The sequence below is a fragment of the Methanoculleus sp. genome (genome assembly GCF_030019085.1).
Classification (GTDB): Archaea; Halobacteriota; Methanomicrobia; order Methanomicrobiales; family Methanoculleaceae; genus Methanoculleus.
On record NZ_JASEFJ010000003.1, the window covers coordinates 137,376 to 158,690 of the forward strand.

Consider the following 21,315-nt stretch of genomic DNA (forward strand, 5'->3'; position numbering starts at 1 on the left):
CGGTGAAACTCCTCTCTCAAATCCTGCTTCCGTCGCCGCGTAGAGAGACATTCATCAGCGGCGATCTGATCTTCTCCCGCGCTCTCCCCGCCAGGACCTCCTTTTGGTGACACCCCGGAGAGGGCACCGCCCCACGATATACCTACGAGAGCAGAAATTACAGATTACTTATCTTATATGGTTAGTATAATGATAGTAACGTCTACTAAAGTAGAGGAATTTACGCTATTTTCGACAATACTATATAGAGACAGCGTGAAGAATTACCTATCCAGTGTAACGGATGGATGTAAAGATGAGATCGCGTATCACAATTCTTCTGGCCGTGGCTCTGGTTGCAGCGTTCGCGCTTGCCGCAGGCTGCACAGAGACCGGCACCGCTGATGTAACGCACCTTCGGATAGGTTACCAGCCGAGCACCCACCAGATCGCCCACGTCACCGCGATGGAGAAGGGATGGTGGCAGGAAGACCTGGCACCACTCGGCATCACAAAGGTGACTGACTACGAGTTCGGGACAGGTGCACCCGAGATGCAGGCGATGCTTGCCGGTGACCTGGATATCGCATATGTCGGTGCCGCCCCGTTCGTCGCCGCCGTCAACAGTGGACTTGACGCAAAGATCATTGCCGCTGTCCAGACCCAGGGATCTGACCTCGTGCTCAGGAACGAGATACCCTACTCCGGCCCCACCGACCTCGTCGGTAAGAAGATCGCCACCTTCCCGCCAGGAACAATCCAGGACACCCTTCTGCGAACCTGGCTTGAAGAGAACGGCGTCGACCCCCAGAGTGTCCAGATAATCCCCATGGACCCAGGTCCTGCCACCACTGCCATCTCCGCCGGTCAGGTCGACGGCGTCTTCCTGCCCCACCCCTCCCCTGCCATCATCGCAGCGAGCGGCGCAGGGAGGACCGTGGTGAAGTCTGGTGAGATGCGAAAGGACCATGCCTGCTGTGTTCTGGTTGCAAGCGGCTGGCTGATCCGGGAACACCCCGAGATCGTTGAGCAGGTCGTAAAGACCCACATCAAGGCAACGGAATACAACCTCGAACACCAGAACGAGGCTGCAGAAATCTACGCAGCAAGGAGCGGACAGAACGTCGAGACCGTGAAGGCATCCTTCAGGGACTGGGACGGCACCTGGACGGCAGACCCACACCTGATCGCGTCCTCGGTTGTCGAGTACACTGAACTCCAGTATGAGCTCGGCTACATCAAGAGACCGTTCACAGAGGAGGACCTCTTCGACTTCACGTTCTATGATGAGGCCATGGCATAAATCGGCCTCATCCCCATTTTCCTTCCAAAAGTATCTTCTATCAACGTGTCGATAGGATCAGGGATAAAGACGCCAGAGGGTAACCCCATTTACGGCCCCCTCCGGTAGGACCATCTCTGCGAGGCAGAACAGAGCCATGAAACGACAGAAACAGAAACAACTCCTTGGTATCGCAGCGCTCATCATTGCTGCGGCGATCTGGCAGTTTGTCGCCGAATACGTCGTAGGGCGATCATTCATCCTCCCAAGCGTCACCGATGTCGCAGTGGCGTTTGTAAACCTCCTCGCCTCCGGGACGCTACTCATTGACATCGGGGTGAGTTTTAAGCATTTTGGGATAGGCATCCTTGCGGCGATCTTCCTTGGCGTTCCCGTCGGGATTCTCATGGGATGGTTCCGGGTGGCAGACTCTCTGCTCGACCCGATCATCGAGATTCTCCGTCCAATACCACCACTTGCCTGGATCCCGTTTGCAATCATATGGTTCGGGCTTACCGCGGCGGCAGCAGGTTTTGTCATCTTTGTGGGGGCGTTCTTCCCGATCCTGACAGCAACCTACACAGCGTTCCGATCGGTCCCGAAGATCTATGTTGAGGCGGGCAAGGTGCTCGGTTGCGACACATCGTTTGAGTTGATCCGTCACGTCGCCCTACCATCGGCGATTCCCTCAATAGCCTCCGGGATCAGGATATCGATGGGGGTTGGCTGGATGTGTCTTGTGGCAGCGGAGATGTTTGGGGTCTCCAGAAACGGCCTCGGCTACCAGCTCTGGCACAACTACTACCTCCACCAGATGCCGGAGGTAGTGGTTTACATGCTGATCCTCGGGTTTGCAGGGCTTATCATAGACCACATCTTCCGGCACTACGTCGACCAGCGACTCCTGCGATGGCATGAGGGGGAGGTGGCCTCATGAGCGGAGTCATCGTAGAGAACCTCAGCAAGGCCTTCCCTAAGGAGGATGGCGACGTCATATGGGCTCTGAAGGATATCAACCTCGAGATCCGGGATGAGGAGTTCGTCTGCCTGGTGGGGCCGTCCGGTTGCGGGAAGACGACGCTCCTTCGGATCATCGCCGGGCTCGAGAGCCCGACCACCGGCAGGGTGATCGTCGACGGTAACGTGGTCACCGGCCCTGACCCCCGGCGGGGCATGGTCTTTCAGGAGTACTCGCTCTTCCCCTGGCAGAAGGTCATCGATAACATCGCTTTTGGCCTTGAGATGAGGGGTGTGGGTAAGGAGGAACGAAGGAAGATAGGAGAGCGCTACCTTGAGATGGTCGGGCTTTCCCAGTTCCGGGACGCCTACCCATACGAACTCTCAGGCGGGATGCGGCAACGCGTGGCGATAGCACGAGCGCTTGCAAATGACCCCGATGTCCTCCTGATGGACGAGCCGTTCGGGGCGCTGGACGCTCAGACCCGGAACCGGATGCAGGGAGAACTCCTCTCCATCTGGGAGCAGACAAAGAAGACGATCCTCTTTGTCACCCACAGTGTGGATGAGGCGGTATACCTCTCTGACCGGATCGTTGTCCTCACACCGCGCCCGGGATCAGTCCGGGAGATCGTCGAGATACCCTGGCCGCGACCTCGCGACCGCACCAGTATCGAGTTTGCCGATGTTCGTCGGAAGGTGCTCAGGATGATCGAGGATACAGAAAACAGCCGATGAGGGTATCAACCCGGTATCCGGAGGCTGTGCCCTGGTCTGGTAAAACCAGTTGGAGACGGATCCGCCGGTTGTGCAATCGCCGCAGACTGCCTGCCTGTCTGCAGGTTCGGATGGCTGTGGTTTTGGCGGGACGACGCTCAGGGGAAGAATTTGGGATGGACAATTCTTCCCTCCTCCCCAGAAGATGATTATTCTCACGACACAATATCCGGAAGGGAACGGGAAGAGGCGGCGTAAGCAGCCGGTAGGTGGGCGGTTTTTTGATTCCACTTCTGGAGAGAGGCCTCCCGCTGACATGCCAGGACAGGGGAGGGGAACCTTCTGCCCCCCGCGGGGCGACTCTCCATCGGTAGAGTGCCTGGAGAGAGCCTCTTTGCGGTGTCACGGTGAAACCCCTCCTGACCTTCCATTGGGCAATCATCACACCCCCTGCCACCCCCGCATCGTCGATGAAAGAGAGGCGCCGGCCATACCCATACCACAACGCCGCGAGAGTGGAAGGTTTACATCCCGGATCGTTGAATTGATGAGTTTCCCGTAAGGTTTATAGGAAGAGATCTCCATTTTATAGAGCACCCAGAGATCGGCAGGAGTTTTTAGCTATGGTACGAAAACCAGCGAGGATGTATCGGAATCTCGCAAAGAAAGCATATACACGCAGGGAATACATGGGCGGTGTGCCGGGCAGCAAGGTAGTGCAGTTCGATATGGGTAACCTCAGCGAGATCTATCCGGTCGAACTCTCCATCGTCGTCGACGAAGCCTGCCAGATCCGGCATACGGCGCTCGAAGCAGCCCGTATCAGCATTAACCGGCGTTTGATCAAGGATGTCGGAAGGGCGAACTTCCATCTTAAACTGCGGACATATCCACACCACGTGCTGCGCGAGAACAAGCAGGCAACCGGTGCAGGAGCCGACCGTGTCTCGGAGGGAATGCGTCTTGCCTTCGGCAAACCCGTCGGGACAGCGGCACGGGTTAGAGCGGGTCAGAAGATCTTCTCCGTCTGGACAAACCCCCAGTATGTGGAGAAGGCCAAGGCCTCACTCAGGGGCGGAACCTACAAACTCCCGGCCCCGGCAAGGATCGTCGAAGAGCGGGTTCAGACAGTATGAACCCACATTCACATCCAACATTTTCTGAGGTTCTCCCTGCAGGTTCCAGATCCGTTATCTGCTGGGAATATAGGTTTTTATAGTCTCTTCCCACCAGTATAGATGATGGTCAATCAGGCAGATCCGGGGCTTGTAGCCGCGCTGGCAGACGCAACAGAACAGGCCTTCCGTGAGGCTGAGACCAGACTCCCCCCCGACGTGCTTGCCGCACTCCGGCGGGCTGCAGCGGTCGAGACAAACCGGATCGCGAAACAGGAGTTTGATAACATCCTGGAGAACATCGCGCTTGCCGGGGAGCGCGGTGTGCCTATATGCCAGGACACCGGTGTGCCGGTGGTCTACCTGAGTCTCCCCCCAGACGTTCCCTTCTCGTCCGCGCTCTTTGAAGGGGTGCGAGAAGGGGTGCGCCGGGCTACTTCCAGCATCCCGCTCCGTCCAAACGTTGTCGATCCCATCACCCGGCAAAACACCGGCGACAACACCGGTCTCGGGATGCCCGCCGTCCACGTGGTCCCCGGCGACCGACTCACGGTGACGGTGCTCCCGAAGGGTGCCGGTTCTGAGAACGTCTCCAGGATCGGGATGCTCCTTCCCTCGCAAGTGAGCGGGATCCAGGAGTTTGTTGCCGAGACGATGCTCATTGCCGGGGGACGACCCTGCCCCCCGGTTATCCTTGGCGTCGGTATCGGGGGGACGTTTGATATGGCGGCAGCGCTTGCAAAGGAGGCCCTCCTCCTCCCGGTCGACATCATGGACAACTACGAGCAGGAACTCTGTGAAGCCGTCAACGCGCTCGGGATCGGGCCGATGGGGCTTGGCGGCGACGTGACGGCACTTGCGGTGAAGGTGAAACGTGCCTCCTGCCACACCGCGTCGCTCCCGGTGGCGGTGAACGTCCAGTGCTGGGCATCTCGACGGGCGAGCGTGGAGGTGATACGGTGAACCTGACGACACCCCTCGGCGATGAGGTGCTCGACCTCCGGGCGGGCGACCGGGTAAGCCTCTCGGGAACGATCTACACCGCGCGCGACGAGGCACACCTCCGTATGATGGATGTGGGTATACCATTCGACCCCGAGGGTGCCGTGGTCTACCACTGCGGGCCTGTGGTGAAGGACGGTCGTCTCCTCGTTGCCGGTCCCACCACTTCCGCCCGGATGAATGCGCTCACCGGGTTCCTGATCGATGCTGGCGTCCGCGGCCTGATCGGCAAGGGTGGGATGGAGCAGGAGGTGGTCGGGCGTCTGCGGGGCCGCGGTGTCTACCTCGCGTTCACCGGCGGGTGCGCAGTGCTTGCCGCAGCCCGTATGCAGGTTACAGGCGTCTATTTTGAGGATCTCGGTATGGCCGAAGCGGTCTGGGTGATCGAGGCCGATCACCTGCCGCTGACCGTCGGGATCGACGCCCACGGCGGCGACCTCTTCGCGGCCACACAGGAGAAAGCGAAAACACAATTTCACCAGCGATTCAATATAAAGCAGGATACCTTCTCATGAAACTTGTCATCGATGAAATCCGCTGCAAAGGGTGTAACCTCTGCGTGCTGGTCTGCCCCTACAGGATATTCCAGGAGGGGACAGAACTCAACGACCGCGGGATCGTCACTCCTGTCCTGGACCGCCCGGAACGCTGCACAAACTGCAGGCTACAGCCCCTCTACGGCCGGCTACTCTGTGGTGTATGTCAGATGATCTGCCCTGACCAGGCGATCACCTGGGTCGATGAAAGACCGTTTGAACCGCATAAGGTGGAGGTGGAGTTTTGAGCAGAACCGAGTTTATGCAGGGGAACGTCGCCTGTGCAGAGGGGGCGCTCGCCGCCGGGTGCCGGTTCTTCGGTGGCTACCCGATCACGCCGTCGACCGAGATAGCCGAGACGATGGCACGAAGGCTCCCGAAGGCCGGGGGGGTCTTCATCTCGATGGAGGACGAGCTCGGGAGCATCGCCGCGGTTATCGGCGCAGCATGGACGGGTGCCAGGGCGATGACCGCTACGAGCGGCCCCGGTTTCTCGCTGATGATGGAGAACATCGGTTACGCAGCCATGACCGAGACACCCTGCGTCATCGTCAACGTCCAGCGCGGCGGCCCGAGCACCGGGCAACCGACGCGGGCGGCGCAGGGCGACATGCTTCAGTGCCGGTTCGGCTCTCACGGCGACTACAGCACCATCGCGCTTGCACCAAACTCCGTCCAGGAGATGTTTGACCTGACCGTAAAGGCCTTCAACCTGGCCGACCGGTTCAGGGTCCCCACATTTCTGATGGCCGATGAGATCATCGGCCACATGCGCGAGCGTATTACCATCCCCGACAGGGTCGAGATCACCCGCCCGGCCCCCCTCCTGGAGGGCAAACTCCCGTTTGAGGCCGGGGACGACCGGGTGCCCGGCTTTGCACCGTTCGGCTCCGGCAGGGCCATACATGTGACGGGGCTCACCCACGATGAGCGGGGATACCCGGACACAACCGATCCTGAAGCACACGAGCGGCTTGTGCGGAGACTGGTCGCAAAGGTCGAGTCGGCGCGCCGGGAGATCGCCGACTACGAGGTCGTGAACCCTGATGCCGGCATGGTCTTTGTCACCTACGGTGCGCCGTCGCGGACGGTGCAGCAGGTGATCCACGATCACCCAGATGAGGAGATCGGGCACCTGCGTCTCCGGGCTGTCTGGCCGTTTCCGGAGTTTGCACTGGATGAGTTTCCAGACGCCACGGTCTTCCTCATGCCTGAAATGAACATGGGCCAGATCTCGCGGGAGGTCGAGCGTCACGTCGGACAACCGGTCGTCCCGATCCCGAAACTCGGTGGTGACCTCCACACCCCTGCCGAACTCCTTCGCGCGATGGAGGCATACCGATGAGCACAACCGAATGGCGCCGGGAAGACCGGTTGCCGCACATATACTGCAGCGGTTGCGGGAACGGAACGGTCATCAACTGCACCCTGGCTGCGGTAGATGAGATGGGGTGGAAACGTGAGGAGACGGTATTCCTCTCCGGGATCGGCTGTTCCTCCCGTGCACCAGGCTACATCAACACCGACTCGCTTCATACCACGCACGGCAGAGCGCTTGCGTTTGCCACCGGGGTGAAACTGGCGCGCCCGGACCTGCACGTTGTCGTCTTTACGGGGGACGGCGACCTTGCCGCCATCGGTGGGAACCACTTCATCCACGCCTGTCGCCGGAACCTGGATGTCACCGTTGTCTGCATGAACAACCAGATCTACGGGATGACAGGGGGACAGGGGAGCCCGACGACGCCGCCGGGAGCGATCTCGACAACAACACCATACGGTTCGAGCGAACCGGCGTTCGATCTTACTGAACTTGCCATCGCCGCCGGCGCAAACTATGTCGCCCGCTGGACGTCCTACCACGTCAAGGAACTCACAAAGGCCATCGTCGAAGGCCTCCAGACACCGGGGCTTGCGTTCATCGAGGTGCGAACACAGTGCCCGACGAACTACGGCCGCTCCAACAAGATGAGAGAGGTTTCCGATATGATCGAGTACCTCCGGAGCCACGCGATGCTCGTCCCGAAGTACAACCGGTTGATCGCCGAGGGTAAACCTATCCCGGAGGGGACGTTCACCGTCGGGGAACTGATCCGGCGGAACCGGCCAGCGATGGGGGTGCGACCATGAGGCACGAGATCAGGTTCTCGGGATACGGCGGGCAGGGGATAATCCTCTCCTCGGTCATCCTGGGGCGGGCCGCAGCGCTCTACGACAACAAATACGCCGTCCAGACACAGGTCTACGGTCCCGAGGCCCGTGGCGGGGCATCGATGGGGCAGGTTGTGATCGATGATGAACCTATCCTCTTTCCCGAGGTGACCGACCCCGATATCTACGTCATCATGTCCCGACAGGGATTTGAGAAGTACGGTATACGTGCACGGGAGGACGCGTTCATGCTGATCGATGCCGACCTTGTCAGGTCGCGTCCTGCTTGCCGCTACTGTGAGATCCCGGCGACGTCGGAGGCGAAGAACACCCTGGGCCGGGAGATCGTGGCAAACATCGTTATGATAGGTGCTCTTGTGGCCACAACTGGCGTCGTGAGCAGAGATGCAATAGAGCGTGCAGTGCTTGACAGCGTGCCAAAGGGTACCGAGGGTCTGAACCAGCGGGCTATGAAACGTGGATTTGAACTTGGAGAGCGAGCGTGTAATCAATGAAGTTACTGGAATACGAGGCAAAAGGGGTCTTTTCGGACTACGGGATACCCATTCCGAAGGGGTTTGTCATACGCGAACCAGAAGAGATCACAGCGCACCTGCAAGAGGTCGGGGATGCCGTGGTGCTGAAAGCAGAGGTGGACGTCGGCGGCCGGGGGAAGGCCGGTGGCGTCCTGATGGTCGATTCGGCGTCGGCGGTCGAGAAAGCGCGTGAACTCTTCTCCCGGGAGATCCGGGGAGTTCCGGTGAGGGAGATCCTGGTAGAGGAGCGACTTGAGATTGAGCACGAGTACTACCTCAGCATCGCCATCGACCGCTCGAGCAAACAACCGGTTGTGCTCTTCGGGGATACCGGGGGGGTCGAGATCGAGAGGGCTGCAAAGGAGGAGGAGTCCGCCATACGGAGGGCTTTAGTCTCTCCCCTCCTCCGGGAGGTACCGGCGTTTCTGATGCGGGAACTCCTGGCCGGGGCGCCCGCAGATATAGCCCCGGTCATCAACAACCTCTACCGGATCTTTCAGGAAAAGGACGCCATGCTCGCTGAGATCAACCCGCTTGTGACTACCCCTGCCGGAGTGTATGCTGCCGATGCAAAACTTATCATCGACGACAACGCCCTCGCACGCCAGGGGATCGAGGTCAACCGCGACCTCTCCGAGCGCGAACGCGAGGCCGAGAGGCACGGGTTCTCCTACGTGGAACTCGATGGGACGATCGGGGTCATCGGGAACGGTGCCGGGCTAACCATGTCGACAATCGACCTCATCGACTACTACAGAGGCCGTGCGGCAAACTTCCTGGACGTCGGTGGCGGTGCCGACCAGGAACGGGTGATGCATGCTGTACGACTTGTCGCAAGCCTCCCATCAGTGAAGGTGATCCTTGTAAACCTGCTCGGCGGCATCACCCGGTGCGACGAGGTCGCGCGGGGGATCATCACCGCCGGGGTAGATGTGCCCGTGATCGTCCGGATGGCCGGGACTAACGAGGAACAGGGCCGGCGGTTGCTCGCAGAGCACGGTTACCGGATGGTCGATAGCATGGAAGCGGCCGTGAGGGTGGCGCTGGAGGTTGGAGAATGATCTACGGTGACCGTAACCTGGGTGTGATAGTTCAGAACATCACAGGGAGACAGGGGCGGTTCCACACGGAACTCATGAACGCTTACGCCCGTGAGGTTGGCTGGAGAGGGATTGTTGCCGGAGTAGCCCCCGGTAAGGCCGGGATGGAGGTTGACGGTGTCCCGGTCTACAACACCGTGAAAGATGCGCTCGCAGAGCACGATGCAACCGCAAGCGTCATATTTGTCCCGGCACCTGCCGCCGGGGATGCTATCATGGAGGCGGCATATGCGGGGATAGAACTTGCCGTCGTGATAACCGAGCACATCCCCGTCCATGACACCATGAAGGCGATCGCCTATGCGAAACTCCATGACTGCACCGTCATCGGCCCGAATTGTCCGGGCCTCCTCTCGCCGGGCGAGTGCAAACTCGGGATCATGCCGGCCCACCTTGCCACCCGCGGAGAGGTTGGAGTGGTCTCCCGGAGCGGCACCCTGACATACGAGGTGGTCGATGAACTCAGTCGCGCCGGTATCGGCCAGAGCACGGTTGTCGGGATAGGCGGCGACCCGGTGATCGGGCAGACGTTTGTGGACGCGCTTGCCCGTTTTGAAGAGGATCCGCACACAAAGGCCGTTGTTGTCATCGGCGAGGTTGGCGGGAACCTTGAGGAGGAGGGCGTCCGGTCGACCGATCTGCCGGTCGTCGCCTACATCGCAGGCGTGAGCGCCCCTCCCGAAAAGCGGATGGGTCACGCCGGTGCGATCATCGAGGGCGGCGAGGGCGACGCGCGGTCAAAGGTCAGACGGCTCTCTGAGGTGGGAGTTCCGGTCGCGGCCAGGCCGTCGGAGATACCAGGGCTGGTCCTGGAGTTGTTATGAACGGCGAACTGATGCTTGCAACCGCCTGCGAGGTTGCGAAGAAGATTGGTGCCAAGGCGGTTGTATCGTTCATCGAGCCGATCACGATCGTGGCAGAACCGCCCCAGATCCCGATCATACAGGTGCAGGAACTCCAGCTCGATGTCCTCAAAGACCTCACGATGCACGATATTCTGGAAGTGAGCGAACGCCATCTGCTCGATGCTGCGGTTCATATCTACCTCCAGCGCAACTTTGAGACCGGGCTTGTCGTCGGGGTCTTCCCCTACGCCGTCGTCATATACGATATCGAGGAGGGGAAGAACTTCATAAGCCTCAAGGAATTCTCCGATATCGTCCCCCGCGAGGTTCTCCACGCCGTTCTCACGCTGGCCCTTGAGATCGCGGTCGAGGGTAGAGAGGGGCGCGCCATAGGCACGGCGTTCATCATCGGCGACCCGGAGGAGATCTTCCTCCACTCTCACCAGGCGATCCTGAACCCCTACCAGGGCCATCACGCCTCCCTTCGGGACATCAAGAACCGGGATAACTGGGAGAGTGTGAAAGAGTTCGCCCAGCTCGACGGCGTCTTTGTCATAGACAGGAGCGGTGAGGTCCATGCGGCCGGCAGGTATCTGGACGTCACTGGACGGGACATTGACCTACCTGGCGGTCTTGGCGGTCGGCACCGCGCCACCGCGTCCATCACACGGGAGATCCCGGCCGTCGGCGTCACGGTCTCCGAGAGCGGGGGCGTGGTGCGCGTCTTCAGGAACGGGGAGTGCAAGATCAGTATCCGTTCCGATATCCGCCTTCGATGTAAGGGTTAGAAACGGTTATATGAATTGCAATCATTTCTCTTATCATACTTTAGAACTACGGTGGATTTGATGACCAGGAACATCAGCGTAGAGGGGCTTGAGCAGATCCCAATCGAGAAGCAGCGGATAGAACTGGTGGAGCGCAAGTGCCTGGGGCACCCGGACAGTCTGGCGGACGGTATCGCAGAGTCGATCAGCCGCGCACTCAGCAGGTCTTACATGGAGGAGTGCGGGAACGTCCTGCACCACAACACCGACCAGGGGGAGGTCGTTGCGGGCGAGTCGCTCCCGAAGTTTGGCGGCGGTATCATTACAAGACCGATCTACTTCCTCATCTCGGGGCGGGCGACAAAGACCTTCAACGGTGTGAACATCCCGGCGGACGCGATCGCCGTCGAGGCAGCACGGGGCTACATCAGGAAGGTACTTCCCCTGCTCAACATGGAGCGCGATGTCATCGTTGACTGCCGGATGGGAAGGGGGTCGACAGACCTTCAGGACGTCTTCCGGTCGTGCTCGGGGAAGGCCCCGCGGGCGAACGACACCTCGTTTGGTGTGGGGCATGCACCGTTCAGTGAGGCGGAGAGCATCGTTCTTGGTGTTTCTACGTTCATAGACGAGACGCTCCGGCCGAAATACCCGGTCATCGGCCAGGACTGCAAGATCATGTGCCTTCGTGACGGTGATACCATCAACCTCACCATCGCGATGGCGTTTGTTGACCGCTACTGTTCGGGCATCGCCGACTATATCGAGCAGAAGAACTTCCTGACGGAGCAGATAGCGACGGTTGCAGGGCAGTTCACCAGCAGGAGGGTCAACGTTGCCATAAACACCGCTGATGACCTGGACAATGGTAGCATCTTCCTGACTGTCTCCGGCACCTCGGCCGAGATGGGGGATGACGGTTCGGTCGGTCGGGGGAACCGCGCGAACGGCCTGATCACCCCGAACCGCCCGATGAGCATGGAGGCGACGAGCGGAAAGAACCCGATCAACCATATTGGAAAGATCTACAACCTCCTGGCAACAGAGATCGCGAAGGACTGTGTTGCAAGGGTCGAGGGTATAGAGGAGATCTACGTCCGCCTCCTCTCGCAGATCGGCCACCCGATCGACCAGCCACATATCGCAAGTGCCCAGATCCTACCGAAACGCGGTTTTGAGGTGAGCACCCTCAGGCGGGAGGTCGAGGGGATAATCGATGAATGGCTGGAGAGGACCAACACCATCACCGAGAAGGTTATCAGGGGAGAACTCTCTACCTTTTGATCTTTCACACCCTACAATTTCTGGAGTCTGCAATCCATGAGTAAACCTGTATCCAGGAGCCCCGATCCAGGGCTTATCCGTCTTGCCATCCCGAACAAGGGCCGGATCGCCGCTCCGGTCAACGAGTTGATCGAGAAGAGCGGGCTACACCTGGCAGACGGCGGGGGTGAGCGCAGGCTTATCGCCCGGACGCGCGACCCGCATGTGGAGATCCTCTTTGCCCGGCCGATCGATATACCGGAGTACGTGGCAAGCGGTGTTGCTGACCTTGGAATTACCGGGAAGGATATGGTTCTGGAGAGAGGTTCGGTTGTCGAGGAGTTGCTCGACCTTCAGATCGGCGGGGCGACGCTGGTTGTAGCCGTGCCGGAAGAGTCCGCAGTCGAGACGATCGCCGATCTCGATGGAGCGCGGGTGGCGACCGAGTTTCCGGCGATCACCCGCGCGTTCTTCGCGGAGCACGGGGTCAGTGTGACGGTGGTGACGGTGGGCGGCGCGTGCGAGGCGACGCCGCACCTCGGGATAGCCGATGCCATAGTCGATCTCACATCGTCGGGGACGACGCTCCGGACAAACCATCTCCGCGTCGTTCAGGAGATCCTGACCTCCACCACGATCCTTGTTGCAAACCCAACATCGCTGAAGGCCCGGCGCGAGAAGATCGACGAGGTTGTCCTGGCGCTTGATAGCGTCCTCAAGGCAAAGGGGCAGTGTTATCTGATGATGAACGTCCACAGGAGCGCTCTTGCAGACGTGAGGGACGTCCTGCCTGGCCTCTCGGGGCCGACGGTGATGGATGTCGCATCTGACGAAAATCTGGTCGCTGTTCACGCTGTTGTAAACGAAGAAAGGGTCTATCAGCTGATCAACCAGTTAAAACGCGCCGGCGCAAAAGACATATTAGTCATGCCCATCGAACGGATCATACGCTGAGAGCATGGAGATCTATCCTGCTGTAGATATCCTTGAGGGGCGGTGCGTGCAGCTTGTGCAAGGGCGCCGGGATGCGGCTACTGTCTATGGAGACCCGCTCGTCTGGGCGCGCCGGTGGCTGGATCAGGGGGCGGACGGTATCCACGTTGTCAACCTGGACGGGGCGTTCGGAAAGGCACAGAGGAACGCCGATCTGATCCGGCGGCTTGCCTCTGAGACAGAGACGTTCATCGAACTTGGTGGTGGTATACGGAGCCTGGAGGACGCGGCAGGGTGGCTCGATGCCGGTGTCGACCGGGTGATTGTCTCGACCCTGGCCATCCGGGAACCGGAGGTTGTCCGGAACCTTGCTGATGAGTTCGGAAGCGAGCGTGTGATGGTCGGGATCGATGCCCGTGGAGGCGAGGTGGTGATCGAGGGCTGGGAGCGGCCGGCAGGTAACTACCTCGCCTGGGCGGAGCGGTTCGAGTCTCTAGGTGCGGGGTCTCTTCTGTATACGAATGTGGATGTGGAGGGGCTCCAGCGCGGGATCGACATAGTCCCGATCGAGGCTCTACTTGCCCGGGTGAGCGTTCCGGTGGTGGTCTCCGGTGGTATATCGAGCGTCAGGGACGTCTGTGCGCTCAGGGAGGCTGGAGCGGCTGGAGCGGTGCTGGGCTCGGCGCTCTACTCCGGCAGGATCCGGCTCTCTGAAGCGATGGAGGCGGCACATGCGAAGAACTGACGTTCACCGTGTAACGCGGGAGACCGATATCAGGCTCTCTCTCGACCTTGACGGCGCAGGAAAGACGACGATCAAGACAGGTATACCCTTCTTTGACCACATGCTGGATTCATTTGCCCGTCACGGTCGGTTTGATCTGAGCATTGAGGTTACAGGTGACCTTGCTGTGGATGTGCACCACACCATCGAAGATCTCGGGATAGTCCTCGGGACGGCGCTGGCGGCGGCGGTCGGTGAGGGAGAGGGGATAAACCGGTTCGCTGACGCTGCCGTTCCAATGGACGAAGCGCTTGCACGGGTGGCGCTGGATCTGGGTGGGCGGGGCTACCTGGTCTTTGAGGGCGGTTTCTCGCCGGCGGGGCCGGGCGGTATCCCTGGTGACCTTATCGAGCACTTCTTCTACAGTCTCTGCATAAACGCAGGGCTAACCGCGCATATCAGCCTTACCGGGAGGAACGATCACCATATCTGTGAGGCGGGGTTCAAGGCGTTTGGGCGGGCGCTCCGGGCGGCGGTGGCGATCGATCCGGCGATGGGCGGCGAGGTGCCGAGCACAAAAGGGACACTCTGAGACGTCGCAAGAGGCCTGTATCGGCCAATAAATCACTCCTCCCGAGATCACCCGATGAAAACCACAAGATAGTGTGAAACCGGGCTGAGATTGCAAATATGAGCGTCTGACACCATAGGGAGATCTCCCACCAACGTCTCTTTTCAGGAAAGAAGGTGAGGATGAGGTTTGTGGGAGCAAAAATCCGTGGTGGGTAATTGGGGTGATGGTGTTTGCTGACAACATTACATGCCCTTTTCTATCACTTCACCCGGGAACGTCTTTCCATGTGAGAAGACCTCAAACACCTCGCGGCCGGGAGGCAAAGCAGTAAGTGGTGATAGAAACTGGGTGGTGCCAGGGACGGAAATGAGACATCAGCGGGATGCCTCAGTGGCACTGTATCGATGGAGAATCACCCCGCCGGCGAGGGGCTGACGGGGAGGGGGCGGAACGCGCCCCTCCACTGTCTCACAGTGTCGCCCAGGCACTTTCGTGGGACACCCTCACCGCCCCCCGTCTCCTGCGTGTCAACCGGGATGTCTTTCATGCTAGCATCCCCACCACCCACTCCCCGGACCCAGAACCCCGGTGTGAACCAGACAACCGACGATCTCAACACTCCTGACGGTCCCCCGTGACCTAGAAAGCCCGGAACCTTCTCGGCATGCAGGCTGACCGATCGGATCAGAAAATGGGGCCCCGCTGGGACCCCGATAAGGAGAAAGGTGAAAAACAGTCGTTTTACGCGGACTTGACCGCGAGTTCGACGTCTTCTGCCTTGATCGTCTTGCGTCCCGCGTGCTGGGCCAGCCTGTTGGCTTCCCGGGTCAGTTCAGCGATGTAGGCCTCTGCTTTGGCAACAAGTGCAGCAGCGGCATCGCTGCCAACCCTCTCAGCACCATTCTTCTTTGCGATACGTACAACCGCAGCAATGGGTAGATCTGCCATAGTCTTACTCCACCGTTAAAGAGGTGTATTAGTTAATATTTAAACGTTTCGGGATAATCTCTGAAATTCAGGTCCCTCTTCCATTTTTAAGGTGCATCCAGAGAGGTGACACAAATAAGAGAGAGGTAATCGTGCCGATTGAAAAAACCAATAACAAGCCATCCAATCTAAAAATAGAGAGAAATTTCAGATTTTTTCCGAGAGCACCAGCGATTTAGCAAGCATTACGGCATTGGTGTAATCTGCTGAGGCGCGCGACGTGTCCACGAATATTCTATCGATGTTTACCACCGGGGCACCATGTCCTCTCCCACCGCCAAGGAGAGCAAGCGTGCGAAAGATCAGGTTCCCGGTTATCCCGTCCGGGGCGATGACCAGGCCGTATCGCCCGGGCACCTCCTCGACCAGGATCTCTATGTGCTCTGCACCGCTCAGACGGGCGACAAGTTCGGCATCCGCCATCGTCCGGTCGACTGCAGGGTGACGCCCCACATCGCCGAGTCTTCCTCCCGAGAGGACAGCCACACTCTCCGGCAGCCCGAACCGCCTGGCGATATCCCTGCCGGCCCTGACAAACCGAACCTTCTCCCCGACAGTCCAGCCCTCATCGACCCCCACAGGTGCGAGGAGGAAGAGATGGCCATCAGGACTCTCGAGGAGGGCGATCCGCTCCAGGCGATCGGCGCCTGCAGCCCGCTTGAGGGCCTTCAGGGTGGCGGATGCAGGAAGCGTCCCCCTGATCGCGGCATCGATCCTGCCGGCGTAGAGAGCCTCGACCAGGGCAACCTCGGGTTCCACGGCTTCGACGACAGTGGCCACATCGTCAAACGAGTCGGCAGTCCCCGGTGGCGCAAATAAAAACAGGTCGACCTCGCCTCTAACAGCCCTGGCGGTCGAGAGGATCTTCGCCTCCGCTGAGGCCGCACCCAGCCCTATCGTTACCGGCATCCCCCGCCACCTGCAAAGATCCGCATGATACCGTCGCGGTCCAGGTCAAAGACCTGCGTCTCCCTGCCAAGATAGCGGACGGTCAAACGCCGATCGCCGTTCACCACCCCGATGGCGGCTGCCGTCATACTGACATCGGCAAACCTGCGGCAGACCTCATCCATCTTCTCCGGTTTGACCGTGAGTATGAATCCCATCCCGGGGTACATGCGCACCCAGTGCTCGAATGAGAGGCCGAGTGCGGCGAGGTCGGGCCGGGGTATCGACTCCAGGTCGACCACCGCACCCTTCCCGCTCACCTCAAGGAGCATGCCGAGCGTCCCGATGATGCCGGGGTTACTGATATCTTTCCCGGCCGTCACCAGGTGCTCCTTGCCCAGGTCTTCCATCACCCGGATCTGCGCCCGCACAACCTCCGCCGGTTTCATCGTGACCGAGTCCCAGTTGAAACAGCTGGATGGGTGAACCCGGCCATCCAGGTCTATAGCGGCGACTACGATGTCCCCTTCCTTTGCCGTGTCGGAGAAGATGATCTGGTCCATCCTGGCCGTCCCCAGGATCGCCACATCCACGACGCTGTAGGGGGTATCCGGGTGTAGATGCCCGCCAACGATGGGAACGCCAAACTGTGAAGATGCGGTGACCATGCCCCGCACCACCTCGTCACGGATCCGATCGTTCACAACAGAGAGGATATCGACCATCGCCACCGGTCTACCCCCCATCGCAGCGATATCGTGGATGTTAACGAGCACTGCACAGTAACCCGCCCAGAATGGGTCAGCCTCCATCAACCTGCTCCAGATACCATCTGCCGCAAGCAGCAGCGCGTCCTCTGCGTTGTGCCGGATGACCGCGGCGTCCTCACCGAACGATGCGACAACATCGGGGCTGTCCACCCGGAGAGCCCGGATCATATCGCCTATCTCCCTCTTCCGGGTAACGCCCTCATATTCCCTGACGGCCTGTGCTACCGTATCGGTGGAGCAATCCTTCACCACAAGAACACCAACATCTCCGGTTTCTCTATGGTATTCTGCCTCATAAGAGATAATCTATTTCATATGCAGCGTTATACATCCCTGACCACTGAACCGATCATGGCTGGAGGTTACGGTAGGCACCCGGTCAGGAGAGGATAAGTGTGCTCGGATGCACCGTCCCTCTCTTACTGTAACCAGGGTGGCATTTTTGGTTCACCAGAACCCAATAGATCGACATGGACTGGGCGGAGAAGTACAGGCCGCAGCACCTCAATGAGATCGTGGGTAACTCGAGTGCCATCCAGCAGATGTATGAGTGGGCACGGGACTGGTCGCGGGAGAAAAAACCGCTCATACTCTATGGTAAACCCGGGACAGGCAAGACCTCGAGCGCCTACGCCCTTGCAAACGACATGAACTGGGAGGTGGTGGAACTGAACGCCTCCGACCAGCGTACGAAATCAACCCTTGAGCGGATAGCGGGTTCGAGTTCCACCACAGCCAGTCTCACCGGCGCTAGCCGGAAACTTATCCTGCTCGACGAGGCTGACAACCTCCACGGCCAGGCCGACCGTGGGGGCGCAAAGGCGATTATAGATATCATAGCGGCTTCGCAGCAGCCGATAATCCTTATAGCAAACGACTACTACGCCCTCCCAAAAGAACTCAAGGCGATCACCGAACCCCTCCAGTTCAGGGCGCTCCAGGCCCGGTCGATCGTCCCCCGTCTTCGCCAGATCTGCGCCGCAGAGGGAGTGGAATGCGACCCCGCCGCGCTGGAGGAGATCGCAAACCGCGCCGATGGAGATATGCGGGCGGCGGTGAACATGCTCTACGCCGCGGCGATAGGGAGGGATCGTCTCCTTGCAAGCGATATCCACACCTCAACAAAGGATGAACGTTCAACCATATTCGAACTCGTTGGCGCGGTCTTTGCCAGCCGGAAGGACTCCGACCTGCTCCGGATGGTGATGGAGGTGGAGGATACTCCTGATACCGTCGAACAGTGGCTGGAAGGGAATATGGACCATGTACCGGATCTGCCGTCCAGGACAAGGGGCTACGCATATCTCGCGAGGGCGGATGAGTACATAGGCCGTACCTACCAGCGGCAGTACTACACCCTCTGGCGCTACGCAAACGCGGTCATGCTCCTCGGTGTCGCCGAGGCCGCGGGGGGGCGCGGAGTTCGCGGTCGTATCATGCCACCGTCGCGCTGGCAGAAGATGGGTGCGTCAAAGAAACAGAAGGCCGTCCGTGCCGGTCTATACCAGAGACTCAACAGGATCTTGAATATCCCTGAAGAGGCGTTGCGGGAGAGTTTCTTCACGGCGATCAGCATACTTGTCGAGAGAGACCCTGCGAGATACGTCCGCGAGTTAGGACTCGATGCCGATGAACTGAACCTCTTCATCCACGATAAGTCCAGGGCTGCCAAGGTGGTCAGAGAGGTGGCAAAGGAGGAGAAAGAGAAGGTGGCGAAAGAGACACCCCCCGCAAAGAAGGGAGGGAACAAGGCGAAGAAACCTGCAGGGGAAGCCCCGAAGGACGATCCGCGACACGGCCCACCACCGGGCCAGGCGACGCTCTTTTAGGACCGGTGACGGTAGTAGAGATGGAGTTGCACCCCGCCAGCGTCCACGACCTCGCCACCGTCTCCGTAGATCTCACACCCCAGATGGTAGACCAGGAGATCGCAGTTGACCCTGGCGGCAAGCGAGATCAGAGGAGGAACCACCTCCACCCCTGGCCTCACGGAGTAGATCACGTCTGCGCTCTGGTAGAGTCGGATATCGGGCTCGAATATGTCGTCGGTCACCACGGTGAGCCCTTCGTGCTGTATACCCGGTCTTATATCGGTGCAGAGCATCAGGGCGCCGGCAGCCGCAACCAGCCTTGCGGCCACCGGGTTGTTCCCGATCCCCACCTCGACCGCCCTACGGTAGCGGCTGGCGATGTAATCCCCTATACTCCGTTCAATATGTTTATACTGGCTCATCACGAAGAGTTTAGGTAATGGGCATCCATATTCTTTGGGACTCAGAGGCACCGGCGGGTATAGAGCTCCCGGTCATCCGGATGATCGCGATGATCCTTGGAGAAGAGCCGCAGATTGTCGAATACCCGCTCCTCATCGATGGTTATGACAGGGATCGTGATCAGCACGATGCCCAGAAGATCCTGGACCGTCTGCAGGATACGCTGACGCGCAGGTATGATCTCGATGGTCCCCTGTTGCTTGTAACCTCACGCGACCTCTACATCGAGGGGTGCGACTTCGTCTTCGGGCTTGCCCGCCCGAGAGCCGGTGTCGCCGTCGTCTCGACCGCTCGCTTCGATAACGACTACTACGGCAGGGTGCCGGACGACACCGATCTCATCGACCGGACCGCAAAGGAAGGAGCGCACGAATTTGGGCACCTGCTTGGACTCGACCACTGTTCAAATCCAGAATGCGTCATGTTCCGACCCCAGAGTCTTGACGAACTCGATAGGAAGAAGAAGATGCTCTGCCCGGCCTGCAGAGAGGCGCTTACATCACGGCTGGAGGAGTGAGGTGGAAGCGGCCTCACTCCACCCGACCAAGGTCTTCTGAGAGGTCTCCTGTGAGGTCTACTGTCAGGAAATCACCGCTGGATGGGAGCACAACGCTGAAGTTCTTTGTGGTGTCGACCCCTATGGTGCCCTCCGCGAGGGTCATATCGAGGACGTGACCGCCGGCGTTGCGATCGGTGGTGATGAAGTGCAGGTGGTAACCGGGGACGTTGAGACCTTTTGCCAGTCCCGGCGACCAGAAACCGACGGCTGTCCCGGTGACGTTCTTGAGGGAGAAGACAGTCTGGTTTGCTGTTACCAGAGCGAGGTGCGGGTAGGGTTTCTCCTGGGCGGGAACGCTCCGGGTCACCACCTCTGAGAAGGTGCCATCCACCCTGATCGCGTAGAAGTAGTTCTCCGAGGGAAACTCGTCTCGCACCCGGTTCTCAAGATCGGTAAGGGCCATTGGCTTCCCGACCGCGATCTCGATCTCGGGGTCGAAGAAGGTCGTGGCTGCAAACGGCGTTGTCGCGGTTCCGGCGACCGGGTAAGCACGACCATCGACCCTGATCAGGTACCACCTGCCGTCGATGCCGAGCAGTTCCCCGTCGAGTCTGTCGCCGCACCCGATCCCGTGGTCGCCGTGAGACGCGAGTTCGTCAAACCTCATGCTGCCATCGTATATGCCCTGCAGAAGTGCATCGATGGTCGAGACTTGAAAGAGGGTCTCCCGGTCCGTTTCTACCGCTGGCTGGATAGAAACTGCCGCAAACCCGATACAGGCACCGAGAATGAGTAAGACGGCGGCAAAGAGGATGGAACGCAACTGTCTGTCATTGGTCATGCACCACCTCAGATTCCCCCTATGTCTTCATACCAGAGGTCTGGACGCTCCCTTATGAACGCGGCCATCATCTCCTTGCAGACCACCAGGTCAAGGTCGAGCACCTCGACGGCGTGCGACTCCAGGAACTCCCTTGCTCCTGCAAAGTTCGCTGACTCTCCGGCCACAACCTTCCCGATCCCGAACTGGACTACCGCCCCCGCACAGAGGTAGCAGGGCATCAGTGTGGAGTAAAGTGTACATTCTGTGTAGTCCCGGATCCTGCCGGCGTTTATCAGACAGTCGATCTCGGCGTGGAGGATGGGGTTGTTCTCCTGGACGCGGCGGTTGCGCCCTTTGCCGATGATCTGACCATTACGAACCAGGACGGAGCCGATCGGTATTCCGCCTTCCTGCAGTCCCGCCTCCGCCTCCTCGATAGAGCATTTCATAAATAGGTCCATACAACACCCCACGGGGCGCCAGAGCCAGCGTATGACAACTCAAAAACACCTGATAAACTATGAAGACGCTCCGGCTTTATAAACACATACGAAACGATAACAGCCGGTTCTGGCGTGATACGCTGGATGCTGA

At 59.5% G+C, this 21,315-nt stretch carries 25 protein-coding genes; 19 read left to right on the forward strand and 6 right to left on the reverse strand.

All coding sequences use genetic code 11. The features are described 5' to 3' along the window. Nucleotides 1-295 precede the first annotated feature (295 nt). The 17 genes from QMC91_RS02805 (at nucleotide 296) to hisB (ending at nucleotide 14,499) form a co-directional block, all read left to right on the forward strand. Nucleotides 296-1,282, forward strand: a complete 987-nt coding sequence (locus QMC91_RS02805; RefSeq protein ID WP_300235027.1) for an ABC transporter substrate-binding protein — start codon at nucleotides 296-298, stop codon at nucleotides 1,280-1,282. Between the two features lie 136 nt (nucleotides 1,283-1,418). After that, on the forward strand, nucleotides 1,419-2,198 hold the full coding sequence (locus tag QMC91_RS02810; protein ID WP_300235031.1) for an ABC transporter permease: 780 nt from the start codon (nucleotides 1,419-1,421) through the stop codon (nucleotides 2,196-2,198). After that, the gene (locus tag QMC91_RS02815; protein ID WP_300235034.1) at nucleotides 2,195-2,956 is read left to right on the forward strand and encodes an ABC transporter ATP-binding protein; all 762 of its coding nucleotides are present in this window, start codon (nucleotides 2,195-2,197) and stop codon (nucleotides 2,954-2,956) included. The genes QMC91_RS02810 and QMC91_RS02815 overlap by 4 nt, the downstream gene beginning before the upstream one ends. Nucleotides 2,957-3,558: 602 nt before the next feature. Beyond that, nucleotides 3,559-4,071, forward strand: a complete 513-nt coding sequence (locus QMC91_RS02820) for a 50S ribosomal protein L16 (RefSeq protein ID WP_300235036.1) — start codon at nucleotides 3,559-3,561, stop codon at nucleotides 4,069-4,071. A 102-nt stretch (nucleotides 4,072-4,173) separates the two neighbouring features. After that, nucleotides 4,174-5,013 carry a fumarate hydratase gene (locus QMC91_RS02825; RefSeq protein ID WP_300235039.1) on the forward strand — a complete coding sequence of 280 codons (840 nt, stop codon included), beginning with the start codon at nucleotides 4,174-4,176 and terminating at the stop codon, nucleotides 5,011-5,013. Beyond that, complete coding sequence (locus tag QMC91_RS02830) at nucleotides 4,971-5,567, forward strand: FumA C-terminus/TtdB family hydratase beta subunit (protein ID WP_300235042.1); 597 nt, start codon at nucleotides 4,971-4,973, stop codon at nucleotides 5,565-5,567. The genes QMC91_RS02825 and QMC91_RS02830 overlap by 43 nt, the downstream gene beginning before the upstream one ends. Next, nucleotides 5,564-5,836, forward strand: coding sequence for a ferredoxin family protein (locus QMC91_RS02835; protein WP_300235045.1), 273 nt, complete (start codon nucleotides 5,564-5,566; stop codon nucleotides 5,834-5,836). Before QMC91_RS02830 ends, QMC91_RS02835 begins: the two co-directional genes overlap by 4 nt. Further along, the gene (locus QMC91_RS02840; RefSeq protein WP_300235048.1) at nucleotides 5,833-6,933 is read left to right on the forward strand and encodes a 2-oxoacid:acceptor oxidoreductase subunit alpha; all 1,101 of its coding nucleotides are present in this window, start codon (nucleotides 5,833-5,835) and stop codon (nucleotides 6,931-6,933) included. The genes QMC91_RS02835 and QMC91_RS02840 overlap by 4 nt, the downstream gene beginning before the upstream one ends. After that, a complete protein-coding gene (locus tag QMC91_RS02845; RefSeq protein ID WP_300235051.1) occupies nucleotides 6,930-7,718 on the forward strand; it encodes a thiamine pyrophosphate-dependent enzyme in 789 nt (262 codons plus the stop codon). The genes QMC91_RS02840 and QMC91_RS02845 overlap by 4 nt, the downstream gene beginning before the upstream one ends. After that, nucleotides 7,715-8,254 carry a 2-oxoacid:ferredoxin oxidoreductase subunit gamma gene (locus QMC91_RS02850; RefSeq protein WP_300235054.1) on the forward strand — a complete coding sequence of 180 codons (540 nt, stop codon included), beginning with the start codon at nucleotides 7,715-7,717 and terminating at the stop codon, nucleotides 8,252-8,254. Before QMC91_RS02845 ends, QMC91_RS02850 begins: the two co-directional genes overlap by 4 nt. Beyond that, nucleotides 8,251-9,336: a succinate-CoA ligase subunit beta gene (gene sucC, locus QMC91_RS02855; RefSeq protein ID WP_300235057.1), complete on the forward strand. Its 1,086-nt coding sequence runs from the start codon at nucleotides 8,251-8,253 to the stop codon at nucleotides 9,334-9,336. Before QMC91_RS02850 ends, sucC begins: the two co-directional genes overlap by 4 nt. Next, nucleotides 9,333-10,199, forward strand: a complete 867-nt coding sequence (sucD, locus tag QMC91_RS02860; protein WP_300235061.1) for a succinate--CoA ligase subunit alpha — start codon at nucleotides 9,333-9,335, stop codon at nucleotides 10,197-10,199. Before sucC ends, sucD begins: the two co-directional genes overlap by 4 nt. Beyond that, nucleotides 10,196-11,008, forward strand: coding sequence for a diadenylate cyclase (locus tag QMC91_RS02865; protein WP_300235063.1), 813 nt, complete (start codon nucleotides 10,196-10,198; stop codon nucleotides 11,006-11,008). Before sucD ends, QMC91_RS02865 begins: the two co-directional genes overlap by 4 nt. Nucleotides 11,009-11,068: 60 nt before the next feature. Then, nucleotides 11,069-12,271, forward strand: a complete 1,203-nt coding sequence (locus QMC91_RS02870) for a methionine adenosyltransferase (protein WP_300235066.1) — start codon at nucleotides 11,069-11,071, stop codon at nucleotides 12,269-12,271. A 36-nt stretch (nucleotides 12,272-12,307) separates the two neighbouring features. Then, the gene (hisG, locus tag QMC91_RS02875) at nucleotides 12,308-13,204 is read left to right on the forward strand and encodes an ATP phosphoribosyltransferase (protein WP_300235069.1); all 897 of its coding nucleotides are present in this window, start codon (nucleotides 12,308-12,310) and stop codon (nucleotides 13,202-13,204) included. A gap of 4 nt (nucleotides 13,205-13,208) precedes the next feature. Continuing rightward, entirely contained in the window at nucleotides 13,209-13,928 is a 720-nt protein-coding gene (hisA, locus tag QMC91_RS02880; protein WP_300235072.1) for a 1-(5-phosphoribosyl)-5-[(5-phosphoribosylamino)methylideneamino]imidazole-4-carboxamide isomerase, read from the forward strand. After that, nucleotides 13,915-14,499, forward strand: coding sequence for an imidazoleglycerol-phosphate dehydratase HisB (gene hisB, locus QMC91_RS02885; protein WP_300235075.1), 585 nt, complete (start codon nucleotides 13,915-13,917; stop codon nucleotides 14,497-14,499). The genes hisA and hisB overlap by 14 nt, the downstream gene beginning before the upstream one ends. Nucleotides 14,500-15,222: 723 nt before the next feature. Here hisB and QMC91_RS02890 read toward each other — a convergent pair. The 3 genes from QMC91_RS02890 to QMC91_RS02900 all read right to left on the reverse strand — a co-directional run bounded on the left by QMC91_RS02890 (nucleotide 15,223) and on the right by QMC91_RS02900 (nucleotide 17,378). Further along, nucleotides 15,223-15,429 (reverse strand): histone, encoded by a 207-nt coding sequence (locus QMC91_RS02890; RefSeq protein WP_214022799.1) that lies wholly within the window; start codon nucleotides 15,427-15,429, stop codon nucleotides 15,223-15,225. Between the two features lie 186 nt (nucleotides 15,430-15,615). Then, nucleotides 15,616-16,377: a methanogenesis marker protein Mmp4/MtxX gene (gene mtxX, locus QMC91_RS02895; RefSeq protein ID WP_300235082.1), complete on the reverse strand. Its 762-nt coding sequence runs from the start codon at nucleotides 16,375-16,377 to the stop codon at nucleotides 15,616-15,618. Continuing rightward, nucleotides 16,368-17,378, reverse strand: coding sequence for a methanogenesis marker 2 protein (locus QMC91_RS02900; RefSeq protein WP_300235085.1), 1,011 nt, complete (start codon nucleotides 17,376-17,378; stop codon nucleotides 16,368-16,370). Before QMC91_RS02900 ends, mtxX begins: the two co-directional genes overlap by 10 nt. 218 nt (nucleotides 17,379-17,596) lie before the next feature. Between QMC91_RS02900 and QMC91_RS02905 the strand changes: the two genes are divergently transcribed. Then, complete coding sequence (locus QMC91_RS02905; RefSeq protein WP_300235088.1) at nucleotides 17,597-18,955, forward strand: replication factor C large subunit; 1,359 nt, start codon at nucleotides 17,597-17,599, stop codon at nucleotides 18,953-18,955. On the opposite strand, the gene QMC91_RS02910 is transcribed toward QMC91_RS02905, so the two are convergent. Beyond that, nucleotides 18,952-19,359: a UPF0146 family protein gene (locus QMC91_RS02910; protein WP_300235091.1), complete on the reverse strand. Its 408-nt coding sequence runs from the start codon at nucleotides 19,357-19,359 to the stop codon at nucleotides 18,952-18,954. The genes QMC91_RS02905 and QMC91_RS02910 overlap by 4 nt on opposite strands. 17 nt (nucleotides 19,360-19,376) lie before the next feature. Between QMC91_RS02910 and QMC91_RS02915 the strand changes: the two genes are divergently transcribed. After that, complete coding sequence (locus tag QMC91_RS02915; RefSeq protein ID WP_300235094.1) at nucleotides 19,377-19,916, forward strand: archaemetzincin family Zn-dependent metalloprotease; 540 nt, start codon at nucleotides 19,377-19,379, stop codon at nucleotides 19,914-19,916. A 13-nt stretch (nucleotides 19,917-19,929) separates the two neighbouring features. Here QMC91_RS02915 and budA read toward each other — a convergent pair whose 3' ends face one another. Beyond that, entirely contained in the window at nucleotides 19,930-20,739 is an 810-nt protein-coding gene (gene budA / locus QMC91_RS02920; RefSeq protein ID WP_300235097.1) for an acetolactate decarboxylase, read from the reverse strand. Nucleotides 20,740-20,747: 8 nt separating this feature from the next. Further along, nucleotides 20,748-21,182 carry a nucleoside deaminase gene (locus QMC91_RS02925; protein ID WP_300235100.1) on the reverse strand — a complete coding sequence of 145 codons (435 nt, stop codon included), beginning with the start codon at nucleotides 21,180-21,182 and terminating at the stop codon, nucleotides 20,748-20,750. Between the last annotated feature and the right edge of the window lie 133 nt (nucleotides 21,183-21,315).